The organism is Streptomyces sp. KM273126, from assembly GCF_004337435.2.
Taxonomy (GTDB): domain Bacteria; phylum Actinomycetota; class Actinomycetes; order Streptomycetales; family Streptomycetaceae; genus Streptomyces; species Streptomyces acidicola.
In genome coordinates this window covers 7,139,171-7,158,659 of sequence record NZ_SJXB02000001.1, presented here as the reverse complement: position 1 = coordinate 7,158,659, position 19,489 = coordinate 7,139,171, and the positions used below count along the sequence as shown (strand labels likewise).

Genomic DNA, 19,489 nt, shown 5'->3' with positions numbered 1-19,489 from the left:
CGCCTGGCGCAAAACTTCACCGCGGTCGGCCTCTGGGGATTTTTCCTGCGTTGCCGGTCATGCCGCTTCCTCGCGGAGTAATGATCTTCACGTTAGCCAGAGCGTCGGTATCCCGGCGCTGACGAAGGAGGACGACCTTGGCGACCATGTCAGACCCCCGGTGGGAAGGCCACGTTCCACCGACCGCATTTGAGGAGTACTCCGAGAAGTACGCCGCCTTCTTCAAGATGCGCAGGGAGAACGGGATCATCGAGCTTCGGCTCCACACTGACGGCGGTCCGTACATCCACAACTGGGCCGCCCACAACGCGTGGAACCGGGTGTGGCAGGAAGTGGGCAACGACCCCGACAACCACGTCCTCATCCTGACCGGCACCGGCGAGACCTGGTTCCGAGGCGACCCGGAGGAGACGTGGCCGCGGCCCGTCGTCGAGGAGGAGCCCGACTACATCTTCCAGCAGACCATCGATGCGTGGAAGCTGATAGAGAACTTCGTCAACAACCTCGACATCCCGACGATCGCGGCGGTAAACGGTCCCGGGATCCACACCGAGTTCGCGCTACTCTGCGACATCACTCTGGCCGCGGAAGACGCAGACTTCATGGATCCGCACTTCATGGCGGGCACCGCGCCGGGAGATGGGCTCTCGCTCGCCCTGCAGCACCTGATGGGCACGAAGCGGGCGGCCTACGACATCTACAGTGGCCGTTCCATCCCTGCGCGGAAAGCACTCGACTACGGACTCGTCAGCGACGTACTTCCGCGTGAGGAGCTCCTGCCGAAGGCGTGGGCGATCGCGGGCGACATCATGAAGCGCCCGCGGTTCGCCCGCTGGGCAACCCATAACATCGTGTCTCGCCCCTGGCGCAAGCTCGTTGCCGAAGATTTCGGTTTCCACTTCTCGCAACAGATGCTCGCCACCGTCGCTGCCAAGCGGCAGGTTCCCGACCCCGACCTGGTCGTCGAGGCACGCTCACGCAAAGTGTGGTGAGAATCTGAGGGGCGAAGCAGGTTGTCGGCCGCCGTCACGGACGGCGGCCGACGCTTGTCTACTGGTCTCATCGGGGTGTTGTCGGCTGGCGAGTCAGTTCCAGGTGAGCGCCGGTGAGACATCTGTCGATCAGGGCGGGGCGGCGGATCCTTAGATCTGCCGCCCCGCCCTGGCCGCCTTTCGCGGCGCGAAGATGATCGGCGTCGACCCGACGCGGTGGGACGGGTCCCCGACCGCCGAGACGGTCTCGGCGACCAGGCAGACGGTCTCACCCGTTTTGGTCTGAGCTGACCGAGCGCGACTTGGACCTCAACCAGGTACGGTGCCGCGGCACCGGCGAGGACCAGCGCCCTGGCGCCGAGGGTGTACGTGCCGGTGCGACCGCTCCGGATGAGCACCCCGCACGACGCGAGTTCGGCGGCGATGCGCGAGGCTGTCGACTTGCTCAGGCGAGTCTGCTCGGCCAGGTCGGTGACCGCCTGTGGTGTGCCCGACTCGGCGACGCACGTCAACAGAGTGAGCGCGCTGCTCACTCGCCGGGCACGTGACCCTCACGGTCTGCCTGCTGTCCTGGACGCCGGGACGGCCCGGACCGGCTCGGTGAAGTCGTCGCGAGGGACGGCGAGTTCGTTCTCCACCATGGGCACCACGCAACGGGGCCAGCCCCGCGGGCCGGATCCGGTCGAGGTGGCGGTGACGCAGTACGCTGGCCGACCTGCGGTTCTGTGCGCCTGAAAAGGTCTTGGACGAGCGGTCGTGACGGCCCAGCAGTTTTTGATCACGAATTCCCTGGACAGCGCGCCCTCTGCCCGAGCAGGACGGGCCCGCACTTTCGGCGTCCGGCATCGGGTGACGGCAGCCCCGGCCCTGCGCGGCACTTCCGCAGCCTGCTGGCCTCCCACGTGGCCCCGGACCCCACCCCGCAGCAGGTCGAAGCATGCAGGTCACAGGTGTGACGAGCCGGGTGCTCGGACAGGGGTGCCCGCTCGCGCCGAGTCGGCCACAGCCGCCCCCGTGGTCCGTGCGCCCGCATGCCGGGCAGATGTGGCGGGCGGCTGGCGGGGGGGCGGAACTGGTTTATGGGAGTTCTGTGTGAGTCCGCTGACCGTGTGCCACACCCACTTCCGCGCTCCGACCGCTGAGCTGCGCCTTTGCCAGTTCACGGGGTGCGGGGCTCACATACGGCTCACAAGGTGCACAGCTTGTCCCAGAAGCGTTGGCCAAGGTGGATCTCGGACGCCCCGACCACGGTGGCTGTCTTATCGCAACCCTTGTTGGAGGATCTGATGATCGAGGTGAACGGGCTCACCAAGCGTTACGGCGACGTGCTGGCCGTCGACGACCTGAGCTTCACCATTCGCTCTGGAGAGGTCACCGGCTTTCTGGGCCCGAACGGGGCCGGGAAGTCGACGACGATGCGGATGATCCTCGGGTTGGACGCACCCACCTCCGGCACCGCCGCCGTCAACGGCCTGGCGGTGGCGGTACAGCCCGCGCCGCTGAAGGCGGTCGGGGCGCTGCTGGAAGCCGGAGCCGTGCTGCCCAGCCGCAGTGCTTACCACCACCTTTTGGCGCTGGCCGCCAGCAACGGGCTGGGCCGCGATCGTGTCGAGGCGGTCCTCGACGAAGTTGGGCTGTCGGGCGTGGCGCGACGGGCAGCCGGCACCTACTCGCTCGGTATGAAGCAACGGCTCGGCATCGCCGCAGCCCTGTTGGGTGACCCGCCGGTGCTGGTGCTGGACGAGCCGCTCAACGGGCTCGACCCCGAGGGGATCGTCTGGATCCGCAAGCTGATGCGCCGGATGGCCGCCGAAGGCCGGGCCGTGATGATGTCCAGCCATCTGATGAGCGAGATCGAACTCACCGTCGATCACCTCGTCGTGATCGGCCGGGGCCGGCTGATCGCCAACACCAGCATGTCCGCGTTCATCGCTGAGCACTCCCACCAGGAAGTCGTAGTGCGCTCACCGCAGGCCGCCGACCTCGCACAGCGCCTGGCCCGGTCCGGCGCCGCTGCCCGGCTCGAAAGCGAGGACCGGCTGGTCGTCACCGGCATTGGCCCTGCCCGGATCGGCGCACTGGCCGCGGCCGGAGGCATCGAGCTCCACGAGCTGACACTGCGCCAGACCTCGCTTGAGGAGGTCTTCATGGAACTGACCCAGGACAGCATCGAGTACTCCTCCGACAAGGGCGCCGCCTGATGAGCAAGACCCTCACCCCCGTCCGCACCCGCTTCGCGTCGGTCAAGACGCCGCAGCTCCGCTCCACACACGGGAAGCCGGGCGGCAGAGCGCGGTTTCGGCACGTCCTGCACGCCGAGGGGATCAAGATCTGGACGATGCGCTCGACGCTCTACGTCATCCTCGGAACACTACTGCTGGGCGGCGCCCTCGCCGCACTCAACGGCTCTTCCGCGGGCGATGAGTTCGCTGACATGACGGCTGCGGACAAGCTCACGTTCGACTCGCTGGCCACCAGCTTGAAGGGGTACATGCTGGCGCAGGTCACCATTGCGCTGCTGGGCGGCATGGTGATCACCGCCGAGTACGGCAGCCGCACCATCGTCAGCACGCTCAGCGCCGCCCCGCACCGCAGCCGGGTCCTGGCAGCCAAGGCGGCCGTGCTCGCCGCGATAGCCCTGATCACCGGATGGGCGACCACGTTCAGCGGATTCCTCGTGGGCCAGGCGGCACTCAAGGGCGCTGGCGCACCGCACCTGACGCTGTCCGACCCGCAATCCGTGCGCGCCATTCTGGGCGGTGGGCTGTTCCTGGCTCTCGCCGGACTCATGGGCCTGGCTGTGGGCGCGCTGATCCGCAGCACTACCGCCACGGTGACCACCCTGTTCGCCGCCATGCTGATCGTGCCCGCGTTCGGTCCGGCCCTGCCGGGGCCGCTGTCGGAGTGGACCGCGAAGTTCTGGCCGCCATCCGCCGGCGGGCAGATCATGACGAGCTATCAGGATCCGTCGCTGCTCCCGCCGTGGCCCGGGCTCGCGGTGATGGCCGGGAGCGTGGCCGTTCTGCTGGCCGCCGCGTTTCTCACCTTCCGCAAGCGCGACGCGTAGGAAGATCGAACGGGGCAATCATGAATAGGGCGGCCATGACAGAGCAGTTGTTGGTGGTGGAGGACGATGCCACTCTGCGGGAGCTGCTGTCTGCGAGCCTGCAGCTGGCTGGCTTCACCGTGACGTCGGTGACCACCGGAGCGCAGGCGCTGGCCGCGGTGCAGCGTGCGCGCCCCGATCTGATCGTCCTCGATGTCATGCTGCCGGACTTCGACGGGTTCGAGGTCGTACGGCGTCTGCGCCAGGACGGGCCGCCCGCGCTGGGCGGCCCGCCACCGGTGCTGTTCCTCACCGCGCTGGACGCGGCCAAGGACCGGATCAGCGGGCTGAGCGCAGGCGGCGACGACTACGTCACCAAACCGTTCAACCTGGAAGAGCTGATCCTGCGGATCCGGGCCATTTTGCGCCGTAGCAGCGGCCAGGCCCCGGACGGCCGGCTGAGGGTGGGGGATCTCGTGCTGGACCTCGACAGTCACCAGGTGACCCGCGCAGGCGCGATAGTCTCCCTGTCGCCCACGGAGTTCAACTTGCTGCGCGCGCTGATGGAACACGTCGGCCAGGTCTTGTCCAAGGAACAGTTGTTGGACTTGGTGTGGCATTACGACTTCGGCGGCGACGACAGCATCGTCGCCTCCTACATCAGCTACCTGCGCCGCAAACTGGACGCCGGTGACCCCAAGTTGATCCACACGGTGCGCGGCACCGGATACGTGCTGCGCAGGCCGCCGCAGTGAACGGCGCCGACGCCCGCCCCGGCCGGGGCCTGTCGCTGCGCAGCCGACTGCTGGCGATCACTCTCGCGTTGCTGGTCGCGGCGCTGCTCGCCAGCACCGGCCTGGTCATCGATCAGCTTCAGCGTGAACTCGTGCGGCAGCTCGACGAACGCGTCAAAGGCGTCGCCGCCGTGACCGCCCGCCTGCCCGATCTGCCGGACGTGGTCTGCAAGGACGCCCCTCAGGTACGTGAGAGCGTGGAGCAGGTGTGGCTCCCGGACGTGTACGTCATCGCCCTCGGCCCCGACGCTCAGGTCACCCAGGTTATCCGGCAGGCCACCGGCCCGGCCCCGCAGCTGCCCCGTCTGGATGCCGCGGCGGTCGCCAAGCGTGACGGCAAGCCCTTCTCCGCAGAAGCGGCGAGCGGCGGCGAGACCTGGCGAGCCGTCGCCGTACCGAGAGCGTCCGGCGAGAGCGACGTTTCGGTAGGCAGCGTGGTGGTGGCGGGCTCACGCAGCGACGTCGATGACGCCATGAGCCAGCTCACCAAGAAGGTCCTGCTGATCGACGCCGCGGTCCTGGGACTCCTGGGACTTGCCGGATGGTTCGCGGTGCGCGGCGGACTGCGGCCGCTGCGCCGCATCGAGACCACCGCCGCCGCCATCGCCTCCGGAGACCTCTCCCGCCGCGTCCCGCAGCTCGCAGCCCCGCGCACCGAACTCGGCCGGCTGTCCACCTCGCTCAACGGCATGCTCGACCGGATCGAGGCGGGCAACGCAGCCCGCGCCGAGACCGAGCAGCGCATGCGCCGCTTCATCGCCGACGTCAGCCACGAACTGCGCACCCCCCTGGCCGGCATCAAAGGCTTCACCGAGCTCTACCGGATGGGCGGCATGCCCGATCGCTCGGACGTCGACACCTCGATGAACCGCATCGAACGCGAAGCCGGCCGACTGGTCGGCCTGGTGGAAGAACTCCTACTCCTGGCCCGACTCGACGAGGACGCGGCCGCCGCCGCACAGACGCTGCAGCTCACCCCCATGGACCTGCGCACCCTGGCCGCCGACGCGTTGCACGACCTGCGCGCCCTCGACCCGCAACGCCCCATCGCCCTCACCGGCCCTGGCGGCGGACCACCCGCCGCAGCCCCCGTCCTCGGCGATGAGGCCCGGCTTCACCAGGTCACCTCCAACCTGGTCGGCAACGCCATCGCCCACACCCCCGCGGGCACCCCGGTGCGTATCGGCGTCGGCACGCGAGGCGGACTAGCCGTCCTGGAATTCCACGACGCGGGCCCCGGCATGACCGCGGATCAGGCAAGACGGGCCTTCGACCGGTTCTACCGGGGGGACAAAGCCCGCGCCCGCGCCCGCGCCCGCATCGGCGGCGGTGCCGGCCTGGGGCTGGCCATCGCGGACTCCCTCGTACGCGCCCATGGAGGCAGTGTCGAGATCGAGACGGCCCCAGGCGCCGGCGCGAATTTCCGCGTCCTGTTGCCTCTGCACTCCTGAGCGCCGTGCTGCTGGCGCCGAAACATCAAGTGAGCCGACAGTAGACGCGGGCGGTGCTGCGTGGCGGCTACGCGGTGCCTAGCACAAGCCCACTTCCGTGACCGCTGGGCGACGAGCGTGACCGCATGCAGGTCAACCGCCGGTGCTGCCCAGCCGAGGTCTCCGTCCGCCGCTTCCACCAGGAGAACGACCTCCTCGGCCTCGGCGGCCGGGAGAAGTACGCGGCGGCCGTGCGGGAGTCGAACAACGCTCTGCAGCAGTCGGCCCTCGACCTGCTCGCCGGAATTGCCACCGCAGCCCGGCTCCTCGACGGCGGCGTCCTCGTCCTGGCGAACGACGAGGACACCCCGAGGTGGCAGGTGCTCACTTTTCCGGAGTTCGAGGAACTCGGATCCGAAGAGGAGACCTGACCCACTGCGCCGTTTGCCCGCCTCATCGTGGGAGCTTCGCTGTGCGTTCGGGGTGGGCCGCGGTGATGTACCGCATCGCCGTGTGGGAGGAGATGCCGAACAGGCGCATCAGGTGAAGAGGGTCGTCGACCTCGAATGCCTCGTCACGGATCCGGTCCTGCCGTAGCGTCGGCATCGTGAGTCCGGTGGGCCGGAAGAGGGTGCTGAACATGGTGGTGCCGATGGGCGAGTGAGTGGTGTCTACCGCGGTCCATCGGTTGATCAGCAGATGCGGGTTGGTCGTCACCGGCCAGCGGCGGTGACGTTCACGGATCCATGCGGAGGCGCAGCGGTAGGTGAGTTCGTCCAGGTAGATGATGTGTCGTTTTCCGGGGCGCCGTACGACGAGCCGCTCGCGGGACAGGTCAAGGTCGGTGAGTAGTAGGTGGCGGATGTCGGTGCCGCTGAGCGCATGGACGCAGACCAGCACCATCACGAAGCGCTGGAAGTCGTTCTGCGCATGGCTGAGGACGTCGGCCAGCCGGTCCGAGGGCACAGAAGGCGGGGTCTTGTTGATCCCGGCGAAGACGAGGCCACGGGTGGGATCGCGGAAGATCACGCCCTCTTGCCGGAGGGCCCGGAAGACATTCCGCAGGACGATGTGGATCGAGCGGGCCGGCGTCCCCTTGCGGGTGGCGATGGCCTTCTTGATGTCGTCGCGGGTGATCTCGCGGAGGCTCTCGATGCCGTCCGCCAGCCATGTCGTGAGGATCGGGTCGAGGACATGCCAGTAGCGGGCGATGCTCCGGTAGGTTCGGCCGGTGTGCTCCCACTTGCCCTCTCCGCGCACGCTCCCGCTCGGCCTCTTCGGTGCGAGCCTCGATATACAACTGCCGGAGCTGGCGGCGGGCATCGTCGGGCGCCGCCGCTGCCGGTCACTCTGCGGCCTCGGATCTCCGGCACAGGTGTACCGAGAGCGCGGCCAGCAGTGCGGCACCGACGGCGCTCAGCCAGAGGGGCTCGGCATTTTCGGCCGGGGAACAAAAGCCCCAGAATGCGATCTCGCCGACCAACCACACGCGCGCCCCTGGCGCCCCTCGCGTGCGAGACATCTCGGTACCGGCGGCGACAGCGCTCTGGACGGCGCTCAGAGTCCGGAGGTCGAGCACCCGGGACGCCTACGCACGGCAGAAAGGAAGGAGGGCAGCCCCGCAGGCTTTGGGCCCGTGGAAGCCAGCGCAGCCGCGGCGTCACGCGACGCCCGTCCTACCCCGGCCACGGGTATAGCAGGCAAACCACCGCATCGACCAGCGATCCCCCCACTGACGAATCGAGGCCAACTGCACGGTCTATGCCTTTTGTTCCCATATGTCGCTCTGGCATGGAACTCATTATCAAAGAACAGTGGACCCAGGATCAAAGACATGCGGCTGACGAGATGTAACGCTCATGATGAAAGATTCACAGGTGAGAGCGAGAGGCAAGCCAATAGCCCTCGCCGCCGCAACTGCAGCGATGGCCCTGGGGCTTCTTGCCGCACCTGCCGGCGCGGCAGCCCCTCAGCCGCCCAAGGAACTGGGTGACGTCAAGGAATGGGGGATGACCCCCCTCTACTACCAAGGGAAGGTAACCCCGTCGACGCAGACGGTGAAACTCGTCAACAACAACTCGAAATGATGCAAACAAGATCACGAGACACTAGATCAAGGGGGAGTAATGAATCGGCCGCACTTGCTGATGGGCGCACTGATGAGCCCGCTTCTGGTAGGCGGACTCCTTATGGGCGCGCCAGGTGACGCACAGGCAGCACCCGCACCGCAGATCAGTCTGCACGTTGAAGCTGGACCGCAGTCGGTCCGGAGCCCGTACTACCCGTTCGCCGTGATCTTGGACGGCAACTATGCGGGGAGGGTTGTGTGGAGCCGGGACCCCGGTGGTGATCTCAACAACGACGGCGCAACCGACCCGGGTGACTCAGCCATCGCTCACGACCAGACAGCAGACGGTTGGGGGATTGAAGCGAGGCTACCCAACGGAGCCGTGTCGACAACGAGAGGGATGGACTCGCCTGTCTACGGCAAGTGGGCCTCACATCTTGGCGCTGAGGGGACAGGGACGAAGTTGACCGGTTGCGTCGTCCGGGGCAGCGAGAGGTACTGCGACGCGGCCCAGGCGGTCTACCGCTAACAGCAACACAGAGTTCGCCCGTACGGGGAATACGACGGCTGGGGAGAGGCCCCCACGATCCGGTGTCCGGAGTGCCGCCACACCTGGCAGCTCGACGACGCGTGGCAGGGCACCCGGCTGATGATGAAAGCGCTCGTGCAGGCACAGCCCGCCAGCGAATAGCGGTCACCAGAGAGGCGGTCCCGGTTCGGAGGGGCCGCCTCGCGCGCGTCTAGGCAGCCCTTTTTCCCGAAGCTGCCGCGAAGTGACAAGGCTTTGGGCTTCGGTTCTCTGGGTGGGACTGGGGCGTCGGGTTCACGCCGGTCCTGTGGGTTGGCGTGGTCAACGTGGTCTGTCGCGAGGGCCGTTGGGATCTTTAGGCTCTGCTCATGTCGAAGCAGAAGCGGGGCAGGAAGCACCGGACACCACAGCAGCGGGCCCCCGTGCCACCTCGGTACCGCGTCCACCTGCGGCGGTAGAGGTGCTGCCGGGTGGTGGGTTGCCGCTGCGGGGAAGTCTGGACCATACGGCTCGGATGCTGGAGCACGCGAAGCCGGACCAGCTGGTGGAACTGGTGCTGCCGTACCTCTGGGTGGCCCTCGCCGACGGCCGGGTCCCGGCGAACGTGTGCGTGGACGCGTGCCAGACGCTGCGCAACGCCTACGGCCAGCTCGGGGTGCGGGCCGAACTGCTGCCGGTCGACCTGGAGGTCCGCGACAGGGACGGGGGCGGGACCCGCTACGGCTCGCTCACACAGAGCTGGACCGGAACGTCGTGGAACGGGCACTGCGTGCTGGTGCTGCCCGACTCCAAGCGGTTCGTGGACGCCACGGTGGAGCAGTTCGACGAGGTCCGTGAGATCGGGATGGGCCCGATGATCGGCAAAGTGACGTTGTCGACCGACAGTGACGGCTCCCTGATGGAGCCTGGCGGGCAGGTGGTGCTCCAGCGCGGAGACCTGGTGCTGACATACACCATCGCTGGGCCGCAGGCACTGGCCTCCATCGTGGAGCACCCGGAGTCGGTCGCCCATGCCGGCGGTTACCGGCGCACCGGGATGAACGTCGCGTCCTACACTCTGGCCGCGCTGCGCGCGGAGGGGGTGCGCGGCCGGGCGATGCAGACTCCCCACCCGAGGCTGCGCGCCCTGTTGCGGGCGGTCGGGGACGCCCCGTATGAGGCTGACGAGACCGGGGACGTCCGGTTTTTGCTGCCTGATCAGAACGACCAGGAACGGTGGCTGAGGCTGGACGAAATCCCGCTGGCGCCGACCGTCCCGGCTGCCTGGCCCCGCCCGTAGGGGCACCGGTCAGACGTCGATGTCGACGACGGCGGGAATTCGCGCAGGGCGGCGGGAAGGTCGGTGATACAGCGCTGGAGGTATCGTCCGCGGGCCCAGCGCAGGACAGCGGCGCGGGCGAGGCGCCATTTGGCCGAAAATACTGACAAACACACCCCCAATCCGCTACAGAGAGCTGCTTGTCACTTCGCGGCAGCTTCGGGAGAACAGGGCCGTCTAGGCGTGTCCGTTAAATGCGAGCCCAGACCAGCACTGCGGCGAGGACCGCAGCCGAGCGGTAGACGATCGCGAGCTTGTCGAACCTCGTGGCCAGGCCCCGCCACTGCTTGAGCAGGGCGAAAGACCGCTCGACCACGTTCCGGTTCTTGTAGGCCACCGGATCGAACTTCGACGGACGCCCGCCTGCTGAACCGCGGCGGCGACGGTGCTCCTGCTGGTCACGCCGTTCAGGGATGACCGCGGTGATCCCGCGGGCCTTGAGCACCGCTCGGATCGCGCGGGAGGAGTAGGCCTTGTCCCCGAGCAGCATGGTCGGCGTCGTGCGCGGGCGGCCTGCTCCGATCCTGGGGACTCGCAGGTCGCCCAGCAGTAACGGCAAGGACTGGCCGTCGTGCGCCTGCCCGGGCGTCACGACGACGGCCAGCGGTCGACCCTGACCGTCCACGGCGTGGTGGATCTTCGTGGTCAGCCCGCCGCGGGAACGGCCGATCGCGTGCCCGGCGGGCTCTCGGTAGGCGTCGAGGCCCTGCCCTCGGGCTGCGGCCCGGCACTTCTCGGGGCGACGGGTGTTGGTGGCGTGCTGGTGGGCCCGGGTGATGGTGGAGTCCACCGCCACCCGCCAGTCGATCAGCCCATCGTCGTCCGCGCGGGCGAGCAGGACGCCGAGCACGCGGTCCCAGGTCCCGTCGGCGGCCCAGCGGCGGTGGCGGGCCCACACGGTCTTCCAGGATCCGAACCTGGCTGGGAGGTCTCGCCAAGGAATACCGGTGCGGTACCGGTAGACGATCGCCTCCACCATGCGGCGGTGATCGGCCCACGGCCTGCCACGACGACCGGTACTGGAGGGCATCAGAGGTCGGATGCGGTCCCACTGCCGGTCGGTCAGCCGGGCATGACGAGGCATCAGGATCAGACCGTAGAGGTGCTGTGCACCCGGCCCGGCAGCGCGGCCGGGCTCAGTCGATTTTCTTGATCACCCGGGCGGGCACTCCCGCGACCACGGTGCCGGCAGGGACATCACGAGTGACCACCGCACCTGCAGCGACCACCGCACCGGCACCGATGGTGACCCCTTGCGTGATCACGGCAGCCGTCCCGATCCAGACGTCGTCTTCGATGGCGATCGGGGCGAAGGAGAGGTACTCGCGGCGCTCGGCCAGGGGCAGTGGATGGCCTCCGGTGATGAGGCTGACCTTCGGAGCGATCATGACGCCATTGCCGATACGGATGCCTCCCTTGTCCATGAAGGTGCATCCCTGGTTGACGAAGACGTTCTCTCCGAACGTCGTGTTCAGCCCATACTCGGTAAAGAACGGCGGGTAGATCATCACCGACTCCGGCAGCGGGCCACCGAACACAACAGAAAGTAGTTTCGCACGGCCTTCGCGGTCGCTGAACGGAAGCACGTTCAGTCGAGACGTCGCATCGGTCACCTCCACGATCCGCTCCGCGTGACGCGCGAACTCAGGCGTCTGGACATACATGACCTGCTCTGTGCGGGTAGACATGCGCTGATCCCACCACCGCGCAGAACACTCGATCAAACAACCCTGCACCACACCAGACACAACCATTGGTTGTGGAAGTAGGGTGAAAGCGTGGATGCTGAAGCGCTGCGGACGTTCCTGGCCGTCGCCGAGACCGGCCAGTTCCAGGCTGCGGCCGACGAGCTGGGGATCAGCCAGCAGGCGGTCTCCAAGCGGATCGCGGCCTTGGAGAGGCACATCGAGGTCACGCTCCTGGTGCGGACCTCCCGAGGCTCCCGGCTGAGCCTGGACGGGCAGGTCCTCGTGCCGCACGCCAAGAAGGTCCTGGCGGCCATCGAGCAGGCCGAGCAGGCTGTGCGCCCCGGCAGCCGGCCCATGCGCGTCGATGTCCTCAATCGGCGCATCGCTCCTGCCCAGGCCGTCTACCGGTTCTACCGCTCCCACCCCGAGACGGACCTGGACGTGGTCACGCTGAGCATGGAGAACGCCGCCCAGGCCGCCCAGGCGGTGCTCGAAGGGACCGTCGACGCGTCCTTCCGCGCCCTGCCGGCAGACCAGGTCCCGGCCGGGATCAGCACCGAACGACTCCTGGACGCACCCCTGGAGCTCCTGGTCGGGCCCGGCCATCCGCTGGCCGGCGCGCCCTGGGTCAGTCCTGCGGACCTGGCCGGCCACCGCCTCTGGATCCCCGGGATCAGGCCGGGCACGGAATGGGCGGCGTTCTATCAGGCGCTGTCCGAGGCCTTCGGCCTGAGCATCGATGCGCTCGGCCCCAACTTCGGTGACGAGGCCCTGATGGACGTGCTGGCCGACTCAGCCTCGCTGGCCACCCTCGTCGGCAGCGGAGACCGGTACCTGTGGCCCCAGACCCACGACCTACGACGCATCCCGTTGCACGACCCGACCCCGGTCTACCCGCACGTGCTGATCTTCCGCAGCGGAGACCAGCACCCCGCGCTGACCGCGCTGACCGCGCTACGCGACCATCTGCGCACCGCAGGCCCGCGAACCCCGCACGACGTGTGGGCGCCGGACTGGGTAGACCGCTGACCAGACGACCGAATTAACAGACACGTCCTAGGTGTTGCGGGTCAGGACGTTGGTGACGGCGCATAGTGGTGGGCAAGGTTGGTGGCGAGGTCGCGGAGGTGAGCCCTGGCTTCGGTGGGGCCGTGCACAGTGATGGCGCTCCCGAACGGCAGTAGTGCTCGCACGTCCTCCAGATGCAGGAAGCGGATCGTTACCTTGCGGCCGGTGGCGGACTCTTCATGGCCGTCCGGGACGAGTCGTAGGCCAAAGATCCGTTGCGCTCGCTCGATCTGGGTCTGGTCGATGGTGGCGCTGACCTCTATCGCGTGGTCGTGTTCCCACTGATCAGTGAGCGCTGCAGCGACGGTGGCAAGGGTCTGGCTCTCGCGGATCCGTCGTGGCTGGTCGACTTCTTTCCACGTCGTGATCCGTTCAAGTCGGTACATCCGTGGCACTCGGGCACAGTCGGCGACGAGGTACCAGATGCCGGCCTTGGCGAACAGCCCGTAGGGATCCACGACCAGGTCGCGTGGGCATGACTCGCGTGGGCTGTCGTACTCGATCCGTAGCCGGCGACCTCGCCGCACTGCGCCGATCAGCGAAGCCGGAGTCGTGCCGGAAGCTCGTGCCTGACGCCAGGGACGGTTGTCCACGTGCACTACGTCGGTGAGCGGCAGGAGCTCATGAACTCGACGTGGCTGTGCAGCGGCGATCTTGGAGAGCGCGCGCCGGCTTGCGGCCGATGCGTTGAGCTCCGCACGTTGCTTCTCATCCAGCCCAGTGAGCGACAGATGATCACGCTCGCCCGGTGTGAGTCGCGTGAGGTCGAGCCCGGACCCGGGCAGCATGGTCACGCCTCCGAGGCGGCCCCGGTGTGCGGTCACCGGCAGACCGGCGTCGCGGAGCCAGTTCAGGTCTCGGGTGATGGTTCGAAGGGACACCCCGAGCGCTGAGGCAAGTTCCTGTGTGGTCACGGCATCCCTCGATGTGAGGAGCAGCATCAGGGTGAAGAAGCGATCTGGGGTCACACACCAATTTTTTCAGGAATTGCGACACGATGCGGCGCATATCCCGGTCAGGCTGGCGGATGCGTACCTACGACCTGTGAGAAGGAACAACCATGACCGCATCCGTCGTGTCCATCGTCTACGTGAACGACGCTCCCGCCGCAGCTCGTTTCTACGGCGACCTCCTCGGCATGAGCCCCTCGTTCGAGACTTCGGGATACATCACCTTCGACCTCGGGCCAGGCGCTGACCTCGCTGTGTGGTCTGGCCAGTTCGAGGATCTGTCACCGGACGTCCCGCGCACCAGTGAGGTTTGCCTGGCCATCGACGGTGGACCCGACGAGCTCAACGCGACCTTTGAGCAGTGGAATTCCAAGGGGGTCACGATCCTGCGCGAGCCTCATGATGCGGGGTTCGGGCTGACCTTCCTCGCAGCCGATCCTGACGGGAACCGTATCCGCGTCGCACCGCGGGACTGAAAGGCCGCAATGCGGCAGGCGCGCACGACAGGTGTCGCGCCTGCCGTCGTCTGACTTCGAGAGGACGACGAGTGCCCCACGCGAGTGCGCCCCTGAGCGTCGAGGGCCGTAGGCGGCTCGTGAAGCGGTGCCAGACACGTCCCATCGCCCACGTCGCCGCTGGGATGGGCATCTCTTGCGCATGCGCCAGCAAGTGGATAAATCGCTGGCGGCTACACGGTGATGCGGGATTGCAAGACCGGCCGTCGAGTCCGCACCGGAGTCCGAACGCAGCCGCGAGAGCGTCACCAACGTCGAGCCCTCATACACCTAGGCTCCCGCAGCCGGTGCTCGGTTGACGACCTGCGTTGACGAGACTCACCTTACGTCCCTCAGCCAGTCACGCTCATCTGACCTGCGAAGACAGGCGCGAGATCTAGATAAGAATCGAGACCATCCCGAAGGCGATGGTGCCCGACCAGGTAGCGGTGGCCCTCATGCCTCCAGCGTCGGCGGCCGTGGCTCCCCTCGCATCCGGGAGGGAGCCACGGCCGCGCGAGGGCACGAGGGGGCTCGGTCAGCGATGGCGGAGTTCCTCAGCCCAGTGCCGAAGCTGGTCTTCCAGGACCAGGTTGTCGCCACGGGCCACCGTCTGGAGCAGCTGGGCGCACACGGTCGCTTCGGCGGCGAGGCCAGCCGGGCTGCCGAGCACAGGGAAGGCGGCACGGACGCGGGCGGCGGTGTCCGGCTGAAGCAGCGAGTAGGCGTAGAGTGTGGCGCCGTCGAACCCCTCTGGGGCGCGCCCCCAGCCCTCCCAGTCCAACACCTTCAGCGGCGCTGTGACGTTCGCCCAGTGCAGGTCTGCATGGGCAGAGGTCCAGCAGGTCACAGCCGGGGCCGGAATCCCGAGGAACTCGGGGATGGCCCGGTCCATGTACTGCTGCCGTACGGCGACGCGCCCGGTGTCGATGGCCGATACCTTCTCCAGCACCCCGGCGAGGTCCTGCCACCAGGAGTCCGGATCCGGCAGCTGGGGGTCGTGCTGGAGGATCGGGTCGTCGGACAGGACCGGCTGGTCGACGCGGGCCGACAGTTCCGCCCGGTAGGCGGTGGTGTCGTCGAAGGCGTCGTGCACGCCCAGGAGCGCGGGCCGGTGCCCGTCGAGGTCGCCGAAGGCGTGCTGTGCGTCGAGGGCGCCGTCCCACAACTTCCCCGACGCCTTGTCCGCCGGGGCGGACACCAGCCGCAGCCATGCCGGGGCGCCGGCGGCGGTGCGGGCCGGGGCTCCCAGGGTGCGCCCCGCCCACCCCCAGAACTCGCCGCCCGGCTCGGTCTGGACTTCCAGGGCCTTCGCGGCGCGGGCGTGGTGGGCGCGCATGCGCTGTTCGGTACCGGGGTCAGGTGGAGGCGAGTACACCAGTGATCTCCCGCAACTGGGCGGTGGTCAGGGAGGGTTGGGCGACGGCGTCGGCCGCCTCCCTCCAGTGTGGCGTACTGGAGGCCGCGATGAGGACGTTCGTCACTCCTGGGCATGACGCGACCGCCAGGACGCACGCCTGTGCGGGGGTCAGGCCCGGCCGGATGAGGTCGGCGAGCTCCTGGTCGACCATGCCGGGGAGTTCGCCGCCGTGCAGCGGAGCGGAGGCCATCACCCGCAGGCCCGCGTCGGCGGCGGCCGGGAGCGGGCCCCGGCCGTGAAGGGCCTGTGTGATCGGCGTCATCATCACCAGGCTGACCGGCATCTGGATGGTGACCAGGTGGTGCCGGCCGCCCGCGGCTTCGGCGGCCAGGGCGAGCAGCTCCTCCACCGTGAACGCCTCCTCTTCCAGGCCAGCCCACGTGGCGATGCCGTACCCGGCCACATGCCCGGCCGCCACGGCTTCCTCCAGGACGACGAACGCGTCCCGCATCGCGCGGTGCAGGGCAGGACGGTCGCCGGGGTGGGCGCGCTCCGGGTTGTGCAGCAGGACCAGGTCCAGCCGGTCGCGCCCGAGCTGGGCGCGGTTACGGCTGGTCTGCCAGCGCACGTAGTCCGGGGCGAGGCTGTGCCCGGTCACCGCTTGGTCCTCGGTGAGGACACCGGCGTTCACGGCGTCGGTGCCGGTGGCCGCGGTGAAGTAGCCGGCCTTCGTCGCGATCCGCAGGAACGGGTGGGCGGCCAGGGCCGGAGCCAGCAAGTCCTGGGCGCGGCCGGTGGCGTAGTTGGGGGCGGTGTCGATCCACTGCGCGCCGGAGGCGGCCGCACGGGCAGCCGCCTCCGGGATCGCCTGGCACCGGTAGGTACCGAGGGCGAGATCCGCTGTCACAGCAGGCTCCCCACCGTCGCGGCCTGCCCAGCAACGAGCTCCTGGACCAGCCCGGCCACGTCCTCCAGGGCGAGGCCGGCCGTATCCGCGAGAGCGGCCAGGTCCACGGTCCGGCCGTCGACCAGCGGGCGCAGCACCGCCTCCGCCTCGGGCGCGAACTCGTACACGGTGCCAGCGGCGGACAGCGTCACCGTGTCCTCGCCGACGTCCAGCACCGCGCGGGCGGTGGTCAGCCGCACTCGCAGGTGCGGGTCGCCGGGGACGGCGTCGATGTACGGCAGGCTCGGCACCATGCGGCCGACGGCCTGGCCGTCCATCGCGGCCCGGTAGCGGGCGATCAGCGCGGGGTCGTCCAGCAGTTCGGCGAGCCGCTTGCGTATCCCGTTCACGGCGTCGGCCTGGACGTCCGGCGAGGCAAGCAGGGGGAGGTCGCACCGCCAGTCCTCGTGCGTGAGTAGCTGTTCGGACACCCACCCCATCAGGTCCGACGCCGTGTGGGTCTGCAGGCCGCAGGTGACGTGCAGGGAGCGGGTGCCCTGGTCGGCGGAGACCGAGTGCCATACGCCACGCGGCACGTACAGGACGTCGCCCGGCCACAGGACCAGGTCCGCCACGGGCTCGGTGGGCGCCTCGCCCGGGTCCTCGATGTCGCGGTACAGCGGGAACGGGCGGGTGGTGCCGTAGATCCGCCACCGCTTCGCGCCGTCCAGCTGGACGATGACAGTGTCGTGGTCGTCCCAGTGGACCCCGAAGCCCTCGGTGCTGGTCCACGAGGCGTAGAGGTTCGCCTGCACGCGGGTTCGCAGCTCGCGCTCGATCGCTTCGGCGAGCCGGGCGATCGGCGGGTGGAGTTCGTCGACGCTGTCGAGGGCGAGGGAGGCGCCCTCCTGGGGGCGGGCGTGCAGTTCGGCGGGGTGGAGGCGGTGCCACACGGTGTGCCGGCGTGTGGCCACCGGCGTGGTGTAGCCGCCGACCAGCAGTGTCTCGCCGTCGCGGGACAGCCTCATGCGCGGCGGTTGAAGCCGATGGTGGGCCAGGATCCGGTTGAGGTCGTCCCAGGTCATCAGCCCGGCGACATCGATCGCGCCGGGTACGTGGCGGTATTCGCGGTGCAGTGCTTGGGCGAGGAAGTCCTCGCCCAGGCATGCCGCGATGGACACGTACGTCATCGCATCGGGCTCCCGGTCGTCAGTCGTTGCCGTCGCTCTTGCCGGTGCCGCCGCCGTCCGAGGGGATGGTGTTGCGGCCCCGGGCGGCGACGATCGACCGGCGGGAGCGGACCAGGCCGCCGGTCGACGGCCCGGACGTGGCGGGCGGGCGCGTGGTGGGACTCTGCATGGAATCCTCCTGCGGGGCTGGTGGCCCGGGCCCTGGACGGCCGCGGCCTCGAACTCCCGCCAGTACAGCCACCCGAACCGCGGGCGATAACCCCATCGTGGGGGCCCCATGGTGGGTATGGTCGTTGGGCTGACGCACTGTCATTCCACGAGATTCAGGGGGACTTGTGGACGACTTACCGCCGTCACCAGCCGAGCTCCCGCACCGTCTGCTGGCCGACCCTGCCTTCGTGCGCGCGCTGCGCGAGCGGGACTTCACCACAGTGTTCGCCATGGCACACGAACCGGGGATCTCCTACAACAGGATCACCGAAGCCTGCACGCTCAAGTCCGAGCGCGTCAGTCAGATCGCCCGGGGCACCACAGCTGTCACCGCCCTGGCGATTGTCGAGCGAATCGCCGGCGGGCTGCGCATTCCCGGTGCCCTCCTGGGACTTGCTGCGCAACCCTGGGAGGACACCCCCGTTCTCAGCACGGAGCCCGACCATGGAGAAGATGATCCGATGAAGCGCCGCAACCTGCTGCGCGGCGCGCTGGCCGCCGGCCTCACCGCACCGGCGCTCGCCGCTCTCACCGCCGCCCGGACCGACGTCGACCAGATTCCTCTCCCCCGACACACCCCAGGACCTCGCCGACCTGGAGGCCGCTGCCGAGAGCTACGGGTACGGCTACCACGGCCAGCAGCCCACCCGCGTCTTGGCCGACCTGGTCACCGACTTCACGACCCTGCGCCCGCTGCTCACCGTCCCGCAACCCGCGCCGGTACGGGCAAGGCTGTGCCGTACGGCCGGGCAGACGGCCGGGATGACCGCGATCGTCTTACACGACCTGGGCAGCCGCCGGGAGTCCCGCTCGTGGTTCGCGACCGCCGCCCGGGCCGCTGCCGAATCCGGCGACGACCAGTTGTACGCCTGGGTCCGGGCGCGCGAGGCGATGGTCCCGCTCAACTACGGGGCCCCCAAGGCTGCGGCCGGCCTCGCTGAACAGGCCCGCCACGCTGCCGGGAACCGGCCGACCGCCGCCGCGGTGCTGACGGCCGCCGTCGCAGCCCGCGCCTACGCCCTCAACCACCAGGACGACCAGGCCCGCGCCGCGCTCGCCGACGCCGACACGCTCATGGAACGGCTCCCCGCGGGTGAACGGTCGGACACCTGGCTGACCTACTCCGAGCAGAAGCACCACGTGCACCTCAGCCACGCCTACACCACGCTCGGAGACACGGCCCGCGCCCACGAGAGCCAGCAGCGGGCACTGGAGCTGTCCGCGCCGACCAGCACCATGACGCGCACCCTGCTGCACATCGACGCCGCCGCCTGCTCCCACCACGACGGCGACAGCGATGAAGCGTGCCGACGTACCATCGCCGCCCTGACCGGACTCCCGGACAGCTACCGCACCGGCCTGGTCCGCCGCCGCGCTCAGGACCTGTACGAAGCGATCCCCACCCAGCACCACCACGAACGCGCCGTTCGGGAGTTGCGGCAGATGCTGGCTGTCTGAGCCCACGG

General features: G+C 68.8%; 19 protein-coding genes and 2 pseudogenes. 11 read left to right on the top strand and 10 right to left on the bottom strand.

Annotated features, from left to right (window positions below):
* Positions 1 to 227 precede the first annotated feature (227 nt).
* Positions 228 to 992 carry an enoyl-CoA hydratase/isomerase family protein gene (locus E0500_RS30290; protein ID WP_220140641.1) on the top strand — a complete coding sequence of 255 codons (765 nt, stop codon included), beginning with the start codon at positions 228 to 230 and terminating at the stop codon, positions 990 to 992.
* 404 nt (positions 993 to 1,396) lie between these two features.
* Here the strand turns inward: E0500_RS30290 and E0500_RS45580 are convergent.
* Positions 1,397 to 1,525 (bottom strand): annotated as a pseudogene (locus E0500_RS45580) (helix-turn-helix domain-containing protein); the annotation flags it as partial.
* Between the two features lie 753 nt (positions 1,526 to 2,278).
* Between E0500_RS45580 and E0500_RS30280 the strand changes: the two are divergent.
* From E0500_RS30280 to E0500_RS30260, 5 genes are all read left to right on the top strand, one after another.
* Complete coding sequence (locus E0500_RS30280) at positions 2,279 to 3,193, top strand: ABC transporter ATP-binding protein (protein WP_131560230.1); 915 nt, start codon at positions 2,279 to 2,281, stop codon at positions 3,191 to 3,193.
* On the top strand, positions 3,193 to 4,059 hold the full coding sequence (locus tag E0500_RS30275) for an ABC transporter permease subunit (RefSeq protein ID WP_131560179.1): 867 nt from the start codon (positions 3,193 to 3,195) through the stop codon (positions 4,057 to 4,059). The genes E0500_RS30280 and E0500_RS30275 overlap by 1 nt, the downstream gene beginning before the upstream one ends.
* Positions 4,060 to 4,094: 35 nt before the next feature.
* Positions 4,095 to 4,793, top strand: coding sequence for a response regulator transcription factor (locus E0500_RS30270; RefSeq protein ID WP_131560177.1), 699 nt, complete (start codon positions 4,095 to 4,097; stop codon positions 4,791 to 4,793).
* Complete coding sequence (locus tag E0500_RS30265; protein ID WP_131560175.1) at positions 4,790 to 6,283, top strand: cell wall metabolism sensor histidine kinase WalK; 1,494 nt, start codon at positions 4,790 to 4,792, stop codon at positions 6,281 to 6,283. Before E0500_RS30270 ends, E0500_RS30265 begins: the two co-directional genes overlap by 4 nt.
* Before the next feature lie 125 nt (positions 6,284 to 6,408).
* Positions 6,409 to 6,693: a hypothetical protein gene (locus tag E0500_RS30260; RefSeq protein ID WP_131560173.1), complete on the top strand. Its 285-nt coding sequence runs from the start codon at positions 6,409 to 6,411 to the stop codon at positions 6,691 to 6,693.
* 22 nt (positions 6,694 to 6,715) lie between these two features.
* Here E0500_RS30260 and E0500_RS30255 read toward each other — a convergent pair whose 3' ends face one another.
* Entirely contained in the window at positions 6,716 to 7,522 is an 807-nt protein-coding gene (locus E0500_RS30255) for a hypothetical protein (protein ID WP_181587195.1), read from the bottom strand.
* Positions 7,523 to 9,373: 1,851 nt separating this feature from the next.
* Here E0500_RS30255 and E0500_RS30250 point away from each other — a divergent pair.
* Positions 9,374 to 10,138, top strand: coding sequence for a hypothetical protein (locus E0500_RS30250; RefSeq protein WP_131560171.1), 765 nt, complete (start codon positions 9,374 to 9,376; stop codon positions 10,136 to 10,138).
* Positions 10,139 to 10,367: 229 nt separating this feature from the next.
* On the opposite strand, the gene E0500_RS30245 is transcribed toward E0500_RS30250, so the two are convergent.
* Together E0500_RS30245 and E0500_RS30240 are read right to left on the bottom strand one after the other, a co-directional pair.
* Complete coding sequence (locus tag E0500_RS30245; protein WP_131560169.1) at positions 10,368 to 11,261, bottom strand: IS5 family transposase; 894 nt, start codon at positions 11,259 to 11,261, stop codon at positions 10,368 to 10,370.
* Between the two features lie 52 nt (positions 11,262 to 11,313).
* Positions 11,314 to 11,841, bottom strand: coding sequence for a DapH/DapD/GlmU-related protein (locus E0500_RS30240; RefSeq protein ID WP_131560228.1), 528 nt, complete (start codon positions 11,839 to 11,841; stop codon positions 11,314 to 11,316).
* A 114-nt stretch (positions 11,842 to 11,955) separates the two neighbouring features.
* Between E0500_RS30240 and E0500_RS30235 the strand changes: the two genes are divergently transcribed.
* Complete coding sequence (locus tag E0500_RS30235) at positions 11,956 to 12,894, top strand: LysR family transcriptional regulator (RefSeq protein WP_131560167.1); 939 nt, start codon at positions 11,956 to 11,958, stop codon at positions 12,892 to 12,894.
* Between the two features lie 41 nt (positions 12,895 to 12,935).
* Here E0500_RS30235 and E0500_RS30230 read toward each other — a convergent pair whose 3' ends face one another.
* Positions 12,936 to 13,901, bottom strand: coding sequence for a YafY family protein (locus E0500_RS30230; protein WP_131560165.1), 966 nt, complete (start codon positions 13,899 to 13,901; stop codon positions 12,936 to 12,938).
* A gap of 92 nt (positions 13,902 to 13,993) precedes the next feature.
* On the opposite strand from E0500_RS30230, the gene E0500_RS30225 reads away from it, so the two are divergent.
* Both E0500_RS30225 and E0500_RS30220 read left to right on the top strand, forming a co-directional pair.
* Positions 13,994 to 14,359, top strand: a complete 366-nt coding sequence (locus E0500_RS30225; RefSeq protein WP_131560163.1) for a VOC family protein — start codon at positions 13,994 to 13,996, stop codon at positions 14,357 to 14,359.
* A 71-nt stretch (positions 14,360 to 14,430) separates the two neighbouring features.
* Positions 14,431 to 14,625: pseudogene (locus tag E0500_RS30220) on the top strand (helix-turn-helix domain-containing protein); the annotation flags it as partial.
* A 290-nt stretch (positions 14,626 to 14,915) separates the two neighbouring features.
* Here E0500_RS30220 and E0500_RS30215 read toward each other — a convergent pair.
* The 5 genes from E0500_RS30215 to E0500_RS43315 form a co-directional block, all read right to left on the bottom strand.
* A complete protein-coding gene (locus E0500_RS30215; protein WP_220140639.1) occupies positions 14,916 to 15,716 on the bottom strand; it encodes a hypothetical protein in 801 nt (266 codons plus the stop codon).
* Positions 15,717 to 15,735: 19 nt separating this feature from the next.
* Positions 15,736 to 16,644 carry an aldo/keto reductase gene (locus E0500_RS30210; RefSeq protein WP_131560159.1) on the bottom strand — a complete coding sequence of 303 codons (909 nt, stop codon included), beginning with the start codon at positions 16,642 to 16,644 and terminating at the stop codon, positions 15,736 to 15,738.
* On the bottom strand, positions 16,641 to 17,813 hold the full coding sequence (locus E0500_RS30205; protein ID WP_131560157.1) for a JmjC domain-containing protein: 1,173 nt from the start codon (positions 17,811 to 17,813) through the stop codon (positions 16,641 to 16,643). Before E0500_RS30205 ends, E0500_RS30210 begins: the two co-directional genes overlap by 4 nt.
* Positions 17,814 to 17,832: 19 nt before the next feature.
* Positions 17,833 to 17,982, bottom strand: coding sequence for a hypothetical protein (locus E0500_RS30200; RefSeq protein ID WP_165934878.1), 150 nt, complete (start codon positions 17,980 to 17,982; stop codon positions 17,833 to 17,835).
* 184 nt (positions 17,983 to 18,166) lie between these two features.
* Complete coding sequence (locus tag E0500_RS43315; RefSeq protein ID WP_220140638.1) at positions 18,167 to 18,598, bottom strand: hypothetical protein; 432 nt, start codon at positions 18,596 to 18,598, stop codon at positions 18,167 to 18,169.
* A 79-nt stretch (positions 18,599 to 18,677) separates the two neighbouring features.
* On the opposite strand from E0500_RS43315, the gene E0500_RS43310 reads away from it, so the two are divergent.
* Positions 18,678 to 19,481, top strand: a complete 804-nt coding sequence (locus E0500_RS43310) for a hypothetical protein (RefSeq protein ID WP_220140637.1) — start codon at positions 18,678 to 18,680, stop codon at positions 19,479 to 19,481.
* Positions 19,482 to 19,489: the final 8 nt, after the last annotated feature.

Bases quoted from the DNA above. Each gene is read 5' to 3' on its own strand.
- E0500_RS30205 (WP_131560157.1), bottom strand. From the start codon at position 17,813: ATGACGTACGTGTCCATCGCGGCATGCCTGGGCGAGGACTTCCTCGCC.
- E0500_RS30225 (WP_131560163.1), top strand. From the start codon at position 13,994: ATGACCGCATCCGTCGTGTCCATCGTCTACGTGAACGACGCTCCCGCC.
- E0500_RS30270 (WP_131560177.1), top strand. From the start codon at position 4,095: ATGACAGAGCAGTTGTTGGTGGTGGAGGACGATGCCACTCTGCGGGAG.
- E0500_RS30290 (WP_220140641.1), top strand. From the start codon at position 228: ATGCGCAGGGAGAACGGGATCATCGAGCTTCGGCTCCACACTGACGGC.
- E0500_RS30215 (WP_220140639.1), bottom strand. From the start codon at position 15,716: ATGCGCGCCCACCACGCCCGCGCCGCGAAGGCCCTGGAAGTCCAGACC.
- E0500_RS30245 (WP_131560169.1), bottom strand. From the start codon at position 11,261: ATGCCTCGTCATGCCCGGCTGACCGACCGGCAGTGGGACCGCATCCGA.
- E0500_RS30200 (WP_165934878.1), bottom strand. From the start codon at position 17,982: ATGCAGAGTCCCACCACGCGCCCGCCCGCCACGTCCGGGCCGTCGACC.
- E0500_RS30275 (WP_131560179.1), top strand. From the start codon at position 3,193: ATGAGCAAGACCCTCACCCCCGTCCGCACCCGCTTCGCGTCGGTCAAG.
- E0500_RS30280 (WP_131560230.1), top strand. From the start codon at position 2,279: ATGATCGAGGTGAACGGGCTCACCAAGCGTTACGGCGACGTGCTGGCC.
- E0500_RS30240 (WP_131560228.1), bottom strand. From the start codon at position 11,841: ATGTATGTCCAGACGCCTGAGTTCGCGCGTCACGCGGAGCGGATCGTG.
- E0500_RS30260 (WP_131560173.1), top strand. From the start codon at position 6,409: ATGCAGGTCAACCGCCGGTGCTGCCCAGCCGAGGTCTCCGTCCGCCGC.
- E0500_RS30250 (WP_131560171.1), top strand. From the start codon at position 9,374: ATGCTGGAGCACGCGAAGCCGGACCAGCTGGTGGAACTGGTGCTGCCG.